Consider the following 12,669-nt stretch of genomic DNA (forward strand, 5'->3'; position numbering starts at 1 on the left):
CCTTCGGGGGGTGCGGCGCTGACGCTGCGGCGGGATGCGGCTACTTGGCGGATTCCTGCTCGGCGAGCTGCTTGCGCACCTCGTCCATGTCGAGGGCCTTCACCTGGGTGACCAGATCCTCGAGCGCGGCCGGGGGCAGCGCGCCGGGCTGCGCGAAGACGAGCACGCCCTCGCGGAACGCCATGATGGTCGGGATGGAGCGGATGTTGGCCGCCGCGGCCAGTCCCTGCTGATCCTCGGTGTCGACCTTGCCGTGCACCACGTCGGGGTGGGCTTCGGACGACTTCTCGAAGGTGGGGGCGAAGCTGCGGCACGGACCGCACCACGAGGCCCAGAAGTCGACGAGAACCACGTCGTTCCCGGTGACTACCTCGTCGAAGTTCTGTTCGGTCAGGGTCTGGGTGGCCATGGCTTCCTCTCGTATCGATGTCCCCGGTCCAACGCCGGGCCCTGCGGTTATCTTCCCCGCGCTACCGGGTGGGCAGGTCACCGGCGGTCACCGACCATTCGGCGCGCCGGTCACCGTCCCATCGGCGGATGTCCTCCACGGTAGCCCGCACGTCCTTGTCCCAGCCCACCGCGCCCAGTGCGGCGTCGAATTGGCCCGGTTTCAGCCGGCGGGCGAGGGTGACGTGCGGGGTCCAGTGGTCGGGCCGGACATTGCCGGGGATGCCCGGGCAGTCGGCGACCACCCGGAACAGCCTGTGCTGCAAGGAGATCAGTGGTTCGGATGGCACCACCGCCCGAACCAGTACGGCGGCACGGGATCCGAAGACCAGTAGTCCGCCCAGGCGCACGGGGAACGGCTGGAAGTCCTGCTGCGCCAAGACCTTGTCCAGCCGGGGCCAGATCTCGGTGGCCACCGCGATGGTGATGTGCGGCCGGTACCAGGGCCCAGGCGTGTGCAGGCCGAGTTCGCTCAGCGCCGCCCACTGCCGCCGCACCGCCGCCTCGGACGCCTCGTCGAGCACCAGTTCCACCGATTGCACCATGGTGTCCTGAACTTACGCGCGATCCTCGTCCAGGTCTCGAAACAGGCGTGGCGGCGTGTGCCGGGGCGCGGCGGCGGCGGGGGTTGCGCGAGGATGACTGCCATGAGCGACAGCGAGACTCGAATCCGGCTGGGCCTGCTGGAGGGCGACGGCATCGGCCCCGAAATCGTCCGTGCCACCCGGCATGTGGTCGACGACGCCTTCGAGACCACGGGCCTGCCGCCGGTGGAGTGGGTCCCGCTGCCGCTCGGGCACGAGGCGATCGAACAGTACGGCAACCCGGTGCCCGAACAGACGCTCGCCGCGCTGGCCGAACTCGACGCCTGGATCATGGGCCCGCACGACAGCGCCTCCTACGCCCCCGAACACCGCACCGGCCTGCCGCCCGCGGGCGCGGTCCGCAAGCGCTTCGGTCTCTACGCGAACATCCGCCCGGCCCGCAGCCTCGAAGGGGTGCGCGCGCTGGCCCAGGACATGGATCTGCTGATCCTGCGCGAGAACACCGAGGGCCTCTACGCCGACCGCAATATGGCCGCCGGGTCCGGCGAGTTCCAGCCGTCGCGGGATGTCGCGCTGTCGGTCGGCGTGTTCACCCGGGCCGCGATCGAACGCATCGCGCGGCTGGGGTTCGAGATCGCGTCGGAGCGTTCGAAGAAGCTGACCGTGGTGCACAAGGCCAATGTGTTGCCCATGACCATGGGCATGTTCCGCGATATCTGTTACGAGGTGGCCGCGGACTACCCGGACGTGGAGATCGATGACGAGCACGTGGACGCGGCGGCGGCGCATCTGGTCCGTGCGGCCCGCGACTACGACGTGATCGTCACCGAGAATCTGTTCGGCGACATCCTGTCCGATCTGGCGGGCGAATTGAGTGGTTCGCTCGGTATGGCCGCCTCGGTGAACTGCTCCGATACCCAGATCATGGCGCAGGCGGTGCACGGCGCGGCCCCGACCCTGGCGGGGCGCAATCGCGCGAATCCGGTCGCGCTGTTCAACTCCGCGGCGGCGATGCTGCACTGGATGGGTCGCACCCAGCGCTACAGCGCATTGCGCCGGGTCGGCGACCGTATCGAACGATCGGTTGCTGATACGTTGCGGGCTGGTGTTGCAACGTCCGATTTGGGTGGGCTAGCCTCTACCTCCGAATTCACCGAGCAGGTGCGCGCACGGCTGCACCGCTGGTGAGCGCGCATTCCGGGCCGGGCGTGTTCGGCCCCGCTCTGGCGTGTCGCCGATTAATCTTCGGTTACCGGCCGACGCGGACGGTGTCACTCGCTTACATTTCAAACGGCGGGCGACCCACGGATGTCGCGCACCCGAACTGTGGAGGACTGCTGTGTCTGTTCGTAACTCTTTTCGCGGGCGTGCCCTGCGAGTCGCTGTCGTCGTCGCCGGTGGCGCTCTCGCACTGACCGCTTGTACCAGTAATTCGGAATCCAGCGGCCCCGAGGTGGCCAAGGTCGACGTGGCCAAGGTCGACACCATCGCGGCCAAGGTGCCCTCCGATATCAAGTCCTCCGGCAAGCTGACCGTCGGCGTCAACGTTCCGTATCAGCCCAACGAGTACCGGGATCCGTCCAGCGGCAAGATCGTCGGCTTCGACGTCGACCTGATGGACGCCGTCGCCAAGGTGCTGGGCCTGAACGCGGACTACAAGGAAGCCGACTTCGAGAAGATCATCCCCTCCATCGAGGCCGGCACCTACAACCTCGGCATGTCCTCCTTCACCGACAACAAGGAGCGCGAGGCCACCGCCGACTTCGTCACCTACTTCTCCGCGGGCAGCCAGTGGGCCCAGCAGAAGGGCAAGACCGTCGACCCGGACAATGCCTGCGGCAAGCGAGTCGCGGTGCAGCGCACCACCGTTCAGGACACCGACGAGATCCCGGCCAAGTCCAAGGCGTGCGTCGCCGCGGGCAAGCCGGAGATCCAGAAGGTCGCCTACGACGAGCAGTCCGCCGCCGCCAACGCGCTGGTCCAGGGCCAGGTCGACGCCATGTCCGCCGACTCCCCGGTGACCGCGTACGCCATCAAGCAGGCCGGCGACAAGATCGAGCCCGCCGGCAAGATCTTCGATTCCGCGCCGTACGGCTGGCCGGTCAAGAAGGGCTCCGCGCTGGCGCCGGTGCTGCAGGAAGCCGTGCAGTACCTGATGGACAACGGCCAGTACAAGAAGATCGCCGAGAACTGGGGTGTCCAGGAGGGCGCGATCACCAAGTCCGTCATCAACGGAGCCAGCTGACCTCCATGTCGCAGGACAAGAACCACCTCTCGATGCCGGTCGAGAGCCCCGAGCCCGAGCCGATCAAGGCGATTCCGCTGCGACGGCCGGGCCGGTGGATCGCCGCCGCGATCATCCTGATCGCCCTGGCCCTGTTCCTCTGGGGCGCCAAGACCAACGAGGCCTACCACTGGAACACCTACTTCAAGTACCTGGGTGACAAACGAATCGCCCAGGGCGCGTTGGTGACTCTGGAGCTGACCGTGCTGGCCATGCTGATCGGCGTGGTGCTCGGCGTGCTGCTGGCGGTCATGCGCCTGTCGCCGAACCCGGTGCTGCGCTCGGTGGCGTGGGCGTACCTGTGGATCTTCCGCGGGACGCCGGTCTATGTGCAGCTGGTGTTCTGGGGCCTGTTCCCGTCGCTGTACAAGACCGTCACCGTGGGCGTGCCGTTCGGGCCGTCGCTGGCGCACTTCGATGTGCAGCACTGGTCGGCGCCGTTCTTCTTCGCCATGATCGGCCTGGGTCTCAACGAGGCCGCCTACATGGCCGAGATCGTGCGCGCCGGAATCAATTCGGTGGGCGAGGGGCAGCGCGAGGCGTCGGTGGCGCTGGGCATGTCGTGGTCGCAGACCATGACCCGCACGGTGCTGCCGCAGGCCATGCGGGTGATCATCCCGCCGACCGGCAACGAGCTCATCTCCATGCTGAAGACCACCTCGCTGGTGACGGCGATCCCGCTCACCACCGACCTCTACGGCCGGGCCCGCGACATCTACAGCGTGAACTTCCAGCCGATCCCGCTGCTGCTGGTCGCCGCCACCTGGTATCTGGCCGTCACCAGTGTGCTCATGATCGGCCAGTACTACCTGGAGCGGTACTACTCGCGCGGTTCCTCCCGGCAGCTGACCGCGAAACAGTTGCGCGCCTTGGCCCAGGCGCAGGTCGCCGGCGGAACGGGATAGGTGAACATGTCCGAGGATTCGATGTCGTTCTCCAAGGAGTCCACGCCGCTGATCGACGGCTCGCTGCCACCCTCGGCGGTGCCGATGGTGCGCGCCGACCGGGTGTGCAAGAGCTTCGGCGCGCTGAACGTGCTCAAGGGCATCACCCTCGAGGTGAAGCGCGGCGAGGTGCTGTGCCTGATCGGCCCGTCCGGTTCCGGCAAGTCCACCTTCCTGCGCTGCATCAACCACCTCGAGCGGGTCAATGCCGGACGCCTGTACGTGGACGGCGATCTGGTCGGCTACCGCGAGAAGAACGGCAAACTCTACGAGCTGCACCCGCGCGACGCCGCCAAGCAGCGCCGCGATATCGGCATGGTGTTCCAGCACTTCAACCTGTTCCCGCACCGCACGGCGCTGGAGAACATCATCGAGGCGCCGACCCAGGTCAAGAAGCTCAAGCGGGCCGACGCGGTGGCCCGCGCCCGGGACCTGCTGGCCCGAGTCGGCATGGCGGACAAGGCCGATGCCTACCCCGCCCAGCTGTCGGGCGGTCAGCAGCAGCGTGTCGCCATCGCGCGCGCCCTGGCCATGGACCCCAAGCTGATGCTCTTCGACGAGCCCACCTCGGCGCTGGACCCGGAGCTGGTGGGCGAGGTGCTCGGCGTCATGCGCGAACTCGCGGCCTCGGGCATGACCATGGTGGTCGTCACCCACGAGATGGGTTTCGCCCGTGAGGTCGCCGACCAGCTGGCCTTCATGGACGGCGGTGTCGTGGTGGAGGCGGGCGATCCGCGCGAGCTGCTCGCCAATCCCCAGCACGACCGGACCAAGGCGTTCCTCTCGCGAATCCTCTAGTCCCATTACGAGATCAGGGAGCCCCCGGCGCGAGGGCTCCCTGATCTGTTACTCGCGGAGGAACTCCAGCACGGGCGCGGTCTGACCGAGGATGGCGTGACCGACGCCCGGGAGCACCCGGGTGGTCGCGTTCGGAATGGATTGCTGTGCGCGGCGGGCGGTGTCGGCGGACTTGAACATGACGTCGTCTTCGCCCACGATCACCAGAACCGGCATCGGGAGGGCGCTCAGCTGCGCGTCGGTGAAGATCGGCAGTTTGCCGGTGCGCGGGTTGAAGTGGGTGAAGGTCAGCGTCACGTCGTCGAGGATCTCGGCGTGGTCGGCGAGGTTCAGGCCGGTGACGATGGCGGCCGAGCGGCGCAGGTCGTGGTTGCTGAACAGGTGGTCGAGCAGGTTCTTGAAGATCCAGCCGAAGCGCTGCTTGCCGATCCCGCCGGGGCACAGCAGCGCCAGCTTCGTGACGGCGTCGGGTCGGCGGACCGCGTAGTCCAGGGCGGTCCAGCCGCCCAGCGACATGCCGACGAAGGCCGCGGCGGAAACGTCCAGTCCGGCAAGGACATCGTCGAGCCACGACGCGACCGCGTCCGAGCCGAGCGCCGGGCGGGACTCGGCGCTGCCCCCGGGCTCGCCCACCATGTCGACGGCGTAGACGCGGAAATCGGTTGCCCAGGAGGCGATATCGCCGAGCCAGGTGGCGGAGTTGGCCCCGGACCCGTGCAGCAGGACCACCGGCGGCGTGTCCTTCGGGCCGGAGGCCAGCACGAAGGTGTCGCCCTCCCGGGTCGGAATGTGCAACTGCTCCACCGCGACCGGCCAGCGGCGCACCAGTTCCTGGTAGCGGGCCTGGATGGCGGCCCGTCCGGCCTCGGACTTGTAGATCGCGTTCACGACGCGAGAACTCCTTCCATGTATTCGAGCAGCCGGGCGGTATCGCCCAGGCCGCCGACGAGAATGACCTTCAGGCGGGCGCGTTCGCGGTCGTAGAAGGTCTGCACCCGCAGTGGTTGCCCGTCGCCGGTGTGGGTGCCCGCCGCCGCGGTCAGCAGCGTGCCGACCCGGTCGGCGATCGAGGGATCCGCGGCATCGACCTCGATGATGCTGGACACCTCCGAATACCGTTGCGGGGCAGTCGATCCGCCCTCGGGGGTGGGTAGGCCGGTGAAGGCTTCCAGATCGGCCCGGGTGATGCGGTACTGCTTGCCGATGCGGGTGGCGGGCAGCTTTCCTTCCCGCACATACCCGCGGACTGTGCGTACGTGCAGTCCGAGGCGTTCGGCGACTTCCTCGACGGAGTAGAGACGATCAGTCACGAAAACCACCCTAACCTTCCCTATGATGAGTAGCAATAGGGAAGGTTAGGTAATTATGTGATGTGCGGCTTTCCGAATCACCGGAGCGACGCCATCGAGCGCATCGTGACCGGCGTCGTGTTGCCGGCGCTGGTCGGGATTCAGGCCGTCCGCGACCGCGGCCTGCGGGCCGTGCTCGCCTGACCCGGTGTCTTCCAGCTCGCGAGCGCGATACGGAGTTGGCCGAGCAGGACTTTCGTGGCCGGGCTCAGGGGACGTTCGGTGCTCCACGCCAGCACCAGGCGGCCGCACATCGCCGGATCGATCTCCAGGGTGCGGATACCGAGGCCGGTGGCCTCGTCCGCCGGGATTCGCGGAATGACGGCAATGCCGAGGTCGTGGGCGGCCAACCGGATCAGCAGCGGGGGCGCGGCGGCCTCGAACGCCACATCGGGCGTCAGAGAGGCAGCGGCGCAGGCATTTTCGAGTAGTGCGCGCAGCCCGGTGCCGGTGGGCAGGCAGATGAGGGGGTGCTCGCACAGTTCGGTCAGGGTGATCCGGTCGCCGAAGCCCTCGGCCGCCGCCGGCACGGCCGCCACGATCGTGCTCTCGTAGATGAGCTCGGTGCCGACGCTCGGGTCCAGATCCTCCGAGATGGAGAGCAGGCCGATGTCCAGCCCGCCGCGACGCAGGGCGCCGTACATGGCGTCGGAGGCGTCCTCGGTGAGGGAGATGCCGATCTGCGGGTGGTCGCGGTGGAAGTCGGACAACACCTGGGCGATGTCGATCTCCTCGCCCGCCGCGCCGGAGATCAAGCCGACCCGCACGTGCCCGCGCAGCAGGCCGGTGAATTCGTCCACGGTGTGGGTGATGCGCTCGACGTGTTCGAGGGCCGCGCGGGCGATCGGCAACACCGCCTCGCCGACCGGGGTGAGCGTGACCGCGCGGCTCGTCCGATCCAGCAAAGGCTGTCCCAGTTCACGTTCCAGCTGGCGGATCTGCGCGCTGAGGCCGGGCTGGGTCAGATGCAGGCGGGCCGCCGCGCGGGTGAAGTTCGCTTCCTCGGCGACCGTGACGAAGTAGCGCAGCTGACGCAGTTCCATAACTGATGATTCTAGCTACGAGTAGAACTATCTGTTGGAGTTATTGTTCCTGGGCGAGCAGGGTGGGTGACATGACGAAGACAGCGATCACCGACCTGCCCGCCACCACCGGACCCGTCTTCCGGCCCGGCGACACCGGCTACGACGCCGAGATCGCCGGATTCCAAACCGCGTACACCCACCGGCCCGCCGTCGTGGTGGCCGCGGCTCACGCCGAGGACGTCCGCGCCGCCGTGGAATACGCGGCGCGGCACGGACTTCCGGTGGCGGTGCAGGCCACCGGGCACGGACTGTCGGTCGCCGCCGACGGCGGCGTGCTCATCGCCACCCGCCGCCTCACCGACATCCGCGTCGACGCGGACGCGCGCACCGCCCGCGTCGGGGCGGGCGTGCGGGCCGGAGCCCTGATCGAGGCGGCTGCCGCGCACGGCCTGGCGCCGCTGAACGGCTCCTCGCTCTCGGTCGGCGTGGTCGGCTACATTCTCGGCGGCGGGGTCGGCATCCTGGCCCGCGAATACGGTTATGCCGCAGAGCATGTGCGGGCCGTCGAGATCGTCACCGCCGACGGCCGCCTGCGCCGCCTGACGCCCGCGGACGAGTTGTTCGGCGCGGTGCTGGGCACCGGTGGCAACTTCGGCGTGGTCACCGCGCTGGAACTGGACCTGCTGCCTGTCACCCGGGTCTACGGCGGCCAGTTGCAGTTCGACACCGCGCTGATCGCCCCGGCGCTGGAGGCCTGGCGTCGGTGGACCCGGGAGGTGCCCGAGACCGTCACCTCGGCCATCACCATGCTGACCTTCCCCGATATCCCGCAGCTGCCCCCGCACCTGCGCGGGCGGTACGTGGCGACCATCAATATCGCCTTCACCGGCGCCGAGGAGGAAGGTGAGCGCCTCGTCGCGCCGCTGCGCGCGGTCGGGGAGCGCATGACCGACGACCTGCGGATGATGCCCTACACGGAAAGCCATGCCGTCTACCGGGATCCGGATCACCCGCACGCCTACACCGCCACCAACGCGCTGCTCTCGGACCTGCCCGCCGACGCCGCGGACGCTTTCCTGGCGGCGACGGGCCCCGAGGCCGCGCTGCCCACGGTGGCCGGATTCCGGCACCTGGGCGGGGCATTGAGCCGTCCGAGCCCGCACGGAATCTCGATGGACCACCGCGAGGCGCAGTACATCGCGCGGGTGCTGGCCATGCCGCGATCGGACAATGCCGAGGCGGTGCGAGACCAGCTGGCGCTGGTTCGAAAGACGTTGCGGCCGTGGACCGTCGGCCACAACCTCAACTTCCTCTACGGCAGCGGCGACCAGGCCGACGAAGCGCAGACCCGAGCCGGATACAGCCCCGCCACCTACGACCGGCTGGCCGTGCTCAAGGCGAAGTACGACCCCGCCAACCTGTTCCGCAACAACCGCAATATCCGCCCGAATTGATCGCCTGAACCCGAAGCCCTTGCCCCGCCGCGCCTTCGTGCGGCGGGGCGAACTGTTTTTCGAGCTTGCCGCGCAGGCCCCCCCGCGCTATCGTCGTGATATCACTTCGATACTAGGAGAGTGTCATGGAGATGCGTCGGGCCTTCCGGTTGAACGGGTTCCTCATGCTGGGGGTCTTCATCCTGCTGGTCATCGGAGTCGTGCTGGAGTCGCACGCGCTGAGCAGCGGCGCCACCGGGGGTGCGCGGACCGTCATCGGCATCGCGCTGGCGGTCACCATCCTGGCCGCGGTGCTCGCCGCCAGCGGCTTCATCACGGTGAATCCCAACCAGGCCAAGGTGATCCAGTTCTTCGGCCGCTACATCGGCTCGGTCGACGAGTCCGGCTTCCACTGGGTGACCCCGTTGTCCAGCCGGCGCGGCATCTCGCTGCGCATCCGCAACTTCGAGACCCAGAAGCTGAAGGTCAACGACCTCGACGGCAATCCGGTCGAGATCGCCGCGGTCGTCGTCTACCAGGTGGTGGACAGCTACAAGGCCGCCTTCGCCGTCGACGATTACGAGGACTTCGTGCGCACCCAGTCCGAGACCGCGGTCCGGCACCTGGCCACCACCCACCCGTACCAGACCGACGACGCGAGCACCTCGAGCCTGCGTGACGGCGCGGAGGTCGCGGGTGAGCTGACCACGGAGCTGCGCGCCCGCACCGAACTGGCCGGCATCGAGATCATCGAGGCCCGTATCACCCACCTCGCCTACGCGCCGGAGATCGCCCAGGCCATGCTGGTCCGCCAGCAGGCCGCCCAGGTGGTCGCGGCCCGCAGCCGCATCGTCGAAGGCGCGGTCGGTATGGTCGGCATGGCGCTGGACCGGCTCGCGGAACAGGGTGTGGTCGATCTGGATGAGGAGCGCAAGGCGGCGATGGTGTCCAATCTGCTGGTCGTGCTGTGCGGGGACCGCTCCGCCGCACCCGTGGTCAACGCCGGCACCCTCTACGCTTGATGTCCGCCGCCAAACGCGAGCCGAAACGCGTGCTGCTGCGCCTGGACCCGGCCGTCCACGACGCCATCGCCAAATGGGCGGCCGACGACCTGCGCAGCATCAACGCCCAGATCGAGTACGCGCTCCGGATGGCTCTCCGGCAAGCGGGCCGCGAACCCAAATAGTCACGAGACCGGTTCGGCAACCCCACGAGGGTGCGGTCGCGGGTCTCAGTTCGCCTTTTCGGTGACGAAAATAGCTGTGCCGGGGAAGATCTCGCCCCGGAGGGGGCTCCACTGGCCCCATTCGCGGTCGAGCCATTCCGGCCAGTCGGGTTCGATGATGTCCTTCACGATCAGCCCCGCGGCGACGATCTCCCGGACGCGGTCGCCGATGGTGCGGTGATGCTCGACATAGGTGGGCTCGCCGTCGGGGCCGAGCTCCACATAGGGAGTGCGGTCGAAATAGGGAATGGTGGCGCGTAGGCCGCCGGGACCCGGATCGTCGGGGAAGATCCAGCGCATGGGGTGATTGACGGAGAAGACCCAGCGGCCGCCGGGACGCAGGACGCGGTGAACCTCGCGCATGACGCGCGCCGAGTCGGCGACGAAGGGGACCGCGCCGAAGGCCGAGCAGGCCAGGTCGAACGATTCGTCGGCGAACGGCAAATCCTCCGCGCCCGCCTGGATCAACGGGACGCGGGGTCCGCCCGCCGCCATGGCGGCCAGACCGCGATCCAGCATGGAACGGGAGATGTCGAGGCCGACCGGGTGCGCGCCGTGCGAGGCGAGCCAGCGCGAGCAGGGGGCCGACCCGCAGCCGATCTCCAGGATCCGCTTGCCCTCTATATCGCCGAGCAGATGCCAGTCACCCTCGTGCAACCCCTCCGGGCACCACACGAACTCGCCGGCGGGGGAGTCCACGCCGAGGAAGTCGGCGTGCGTCTCGTGATAGGCGGCCGCGTCGGCGTCCCACCACTTGCGGCTGGCGCGCTGACTCGACTCCGAATCGACCTTGGCGCGGGTCACTCCCACCGTGCCGAGCAGGGCATTGGCCTCGGCGTGCCGGGCGTCGTCGGGGGTGGCAGAGTGATCTTCGGACATGGGCACACCCTAGCGAGGTTTGCGATGAGACCCATGTTTGCTTGGTACAACACCCGTCGCGTACGCTGTTTTCCGCGAGTGTCTTCTGTACCCGGTTTCTCGAGCCGCGTAGAGCAGATAGTCGTGCTGCGTTGTGCAACATTAGAGCCATTGCCCGCTGTTCGCAGCAAAACCGAAAGTCCACATGTCCACTACCGACCACAATCCGTCCGGAGCCTCCCAACACATGCCCACCACTGTCACCTCGCCGCAGGTTGCCGTCAACGACATCGGCACTGCCGAGGACTTCCTCGCCGCCATCGACAAGACCATCAAGTACTTCAACGACGGCGATATCGTCGAAGGCACGATCGTCAAGGTCGATCGCGATGAGGTCCTTCTCGACATCGGTTACAAGACCGAAGGCGTGATCCCGTCTCGCGAACTGTCCATCAAGCACGATGTCGACCCCAATGAGGTCGTTTCCGTGGGCGATGAGGTCGAGGCCCTCGTTCTCACCAAGGAGGACAAGGAAGGCCGCCTGATCCTGTCGAAGAAGCGCGCTCAGTACGAGCGGGCTTGGGGCACGATCGAGGAGCTCAAGGAGAAGGACGAGGCCGTCAAGGGCACCGTCATCGAGGTCGTCAAGGGCGGCCTGATCCTGGACATCGGTCTGCGCGGCTTCCTCCCGGCGTCGCTGGTCGAGATGCGCCGTGTCCGCGACCTCCAGCCGTACGTCGGCAAGGAGATCGAGGCCAAGATCATCGAGCTCGACAAGAACCGCAACAACGTGGTCCTGTCGCGTCGCGCCTGGCTCGAGCAGACCCAGTCCGAGGTCCGCAGCGAGTTCCTGCACCAGCTGCAGAAGGGCCAGGTCCGCAAGGGTGTGGTCTCCTCCATCGTCAACTTCGGTGCCTTCGTGGACCTGGGTGGCGTGGACGGTCTGGTGCACGTCTCCGAGCTGTCCTGGAAGCACATCGACCACCCGTCCGAGGTTGTCGAGGTCGGCAACGAGGTCACCGTCGAGGTTCTCGACGTCGACCTGGACCGCGAGCGTGTCTCCCTGTCGCTCAAGGCGACCCAGGAAGACCCGTGGCGTCAGTTCGCCCGCACCCACGCGATCGGTCAGATCGTGCCGGGCAAGGTCACCAAGCTGGTTCCGTTCGGTGCGTTCGTGCGCGTCGAAGAGGGCATCGAGGGCCTGGTGCACATCTCCGAGCTGGCCGAGCGCCACGTCGAGGTCCCGGACCAGGTTGTCGCCGTCGGCGACGACGCCATGGTCAAGGTCATCGACATCGACCTCGAGCGTCGCCGGATCTCGCTGTCGCTGAAGCAGGCCAACGAGGACTACACCGCCGAGTTCGACCCGTCGAAGTACGGCATGGCCGACAGCTACGACGACCAGGGCAACTACATCTTCCCCGAGGGCTTCGACTCCGAGACCAACGAATGGCTCGACGGTTTCGAGAAGCAGCGTGAAGAGTGGGAGACCCGGTACGCCGAGGCCGAGCGTCGCCACAAGATGCACACCGCTCAGATGGAGAAGATGGCCGCCGACGCCGCCGCCGAGGCTGCCAACGGTGGACCGCAGAACTACTCCTCGGAGTCCGGTTCGCAGGCTGCCGCTTCCTCCTCGGACGCGCCGGCCGGTGGCTCGCTCGCGAGCGACGCGCAGCTGGCCGCGCTGCGTGAGAAGCTGTCGGGCAACGCCTGATTCGCTGATCCGCGTTAAGCGATAACGAAAGTCCCCTGGTCCTCGAC

14 protein-coding genes are annotated in these 12,669 nt (G+C 67.7%); 8 read left to right on the forward strand and 6 right to left on the reverse strand.

What is annotated here, in order from left to right; all coding sequences use genetic code 11:
* Positions 1-40: 40 nt before the first annotated feature.
* The gene (gene trxA / locus ACFV4K_RS30380) at positions 41-409 is read right to left on the reverse strand and encodes a thioredoxin (protein ID WP_357285874.1); all 369 of its coding nucleotides are present in this window, start codon (positions 407-409) and stop codon (positions 41-43) included.
* A gap of 61 nt (positions 410-470) precedes the next feature.
* The gene (locus ACFV4K_RS30385) at positions 471-992 is read right to left on the reverse strand and encodes a 2'-5' RNA ligase family protein (RefSeq protein ID WP_379279548.1); all 522 of its coding nucleotides are present in this window, start codon (positions 990-992) and stop codon (positions 471-473) included.
* A gap of 102 nt (positions 993-1,094) precedes the next feature.
* On the opposite strand from ACFV4K_RS30385, the gene ACFV4K_RS30390 reads away from it, so the two are divergent.
* From ACFV4K_RS30390 to ACFV4K_RS30405, 4 genes are all read left to right on the forward strand, one after another.
* Positions 1,095-2,180 carry an isocitrate/isopropylmalate dehydrogenase family protein gene (locus ACFV4K_RS30390; RefSeq protein WP_379279549.1) on the forward strand — a complete coding sequence of 362 codons (1,086 nt, stop codon included), beginning with the start codon at positions 1,095-1,097 and terminating at the stop codon, positions 2,178-2,180.
* Between the two features lie 151 nt (positions 2,181-2,331).
* The gene (locus tag ACFV4K_RS30395) at positions 2,332-3,237 is read left to right on the forward strand and encodes an ABC transporter substrate-binding protein (protein WP_379279551.1); all 906 of its coding nucleotides are present in this window, start codon (positions 2,332-2,334) and stop codon (positions 3,235-3,237) included.
* Positions 3,238-3,242: 5 nt separating this feature from the next.
* Positions 3,243-4,181, forward strand: coding sequence for an amino acid ABC transporter permease (locus ACFV4K_RS30400; RefSeq protein ID WP_379279553.1), 939 nt, complete (start codon positions 3,243-3,245; stop codon positions 4,179-4,181).
* A gap of 84 nt (positions 4,182-4,265) precedes the next feature.
* Positions 4,266-5,018, forward strand: a complete 753-nt coding sequence (locus tag ACFV4K_RS30405; RefSeq protein ID WP_379279564.1) for an amino acid ABC transporter ATP-binding protein — start codon at positions 4,266-4,268, stop codon at positions 5,016-5,018.
* A gap of 48 nt (positions 5,019-5,066) precedes the next feature.
* On the opposite strand, the gene ACFV4K_RS30410 is transcribed toward ACFV4K_RS30405, so the two are convergent.
* From ACFV4K_RS30410 to ACFV4K_RS30420, 3 genes are all read right to left on the reverse strand, one after another.
* Positions 5,067-5,906 carry an alpha/beta fold hydrolase gene (locus tag ACFV4K_RS30410; RefSeq protein ID WP_379279554.1) on the reverse strand — a complete coding sequence of 280 codons (840 nt, stop codon included), beginning with the start codon at positions 5,904-5,906 and terminating at the stop codon, positions 5,067-5,069.
* Entirely contained in the window at positions 5,903-6,328 is a 426-nt protein-coding gene (locus tag ACFV4K_RS30415; protein ID WP_379279556.1) for a helix-turn-helix domain-containing protein, read from the reverse strand. Before ACFV4K_RS30415 ends, ACFV4K_RS30410 begins: the two co-directional genes overlap by 4 nt.
* 140 nt (positions 6,329-6,468) lie before the next feature.
* A complete protein-coding gene (locus tag ACFV4K_RS30420) occupies positions 6,469-7,410 on the reverse strand; it encodes a LysR family transcriptional regulator (RefSeq protein WP_379279557.1) in 942 nt (313 codons plus the stop codon).
* Between the two features lie 71 nt (positions 7,411-7,481).
* Here ACFV4K_RS30420 and ACFV4K_RS30425 point away from each other — a divergent pair, with 71 nt between their 5' ends.
* The 3 genes from ACFV4K_RS30425 (at position 7,482) to ACFV4K_RS30435 (ending at position 10,011) form a co-directional block, all read left to right on the forward strand.
* Entirely contained in the window at positions 7,482-8,846 is a 1,365-nt protein-coding gene (locus ACFV4K_RS30425) for an FAD-binding oxidoreductase (RefSeq protein WP_379279559.1), read from the forward strand.
* Positions 8,847-8,971: 125 nt separating this feature from the next.
* Positions 8,972-9,847, forward strand: coding sequence for an SPFH domain-containing protein (locus ACFV4K_RS30430; protein WP_379279561.1), 876 nt, complete (start codon positions 8,972-8,974; stop codon positions 9,845-9,847).
* Positions 9,847-10,011: a hypothetical protein gene (locus ACFV4K_RS30435; protein WP_357097856.1), complete on the forward strand. Its 165-nt coding sequence runs from the start codon at positions 9,847-9,849 to the stop codon at positions 10,009-10,011. The genes ACFV4K_RS30430 and ACFV4K_RS30435 overlap by 1 nt, the downstream gene beginning before the upstream one ends.
* Positions 10,012-10,056: 45 nt before the next feature.
* Here the strand turns inward: ACFV4K_RS30435 and ACFV4K_RS30440 are convergent, their stop codons facing one another.
* Positions 10,057-10,929, reverse strand: coding sequence for a class I SAM-dependent methyltransferase (locus ACFV4K_RS30440; protein ID WP_379279562.1), 873 nt, complete (start codon positions 10,927-10,929; stop codon positions 10,057-10,059).
* Between the two features lie 226 nt (positions 10,930-11,155).
* Between ACFV4K_RS30440 and rpsA the strand changes: the two genes are divergently transcribed.
* Positions 11,156-12,622, forward strand: coding sequence for a 30S ribosomal protein S1 (gene rpsA, locus ACFV4K_RS30445; RefSeq protein WP_357097851.1), 1,467 nt, complete (start codon positions 11,156-11,158; stop codon positions 12,620-12,622).
* The last annotated feature ends 47 nt before the right edge of the window (positions 12,623-12,669 follow it).

Origin of the sequence: Nocardia sp. NPDC059764 (assembly GCF_042732555.1) — a bacterium.
Lineage (GTDB): Bacteria > Actinomycetota > Actinomycetes > Mycobacteriales > Mycobacteriaceae > Nocardia.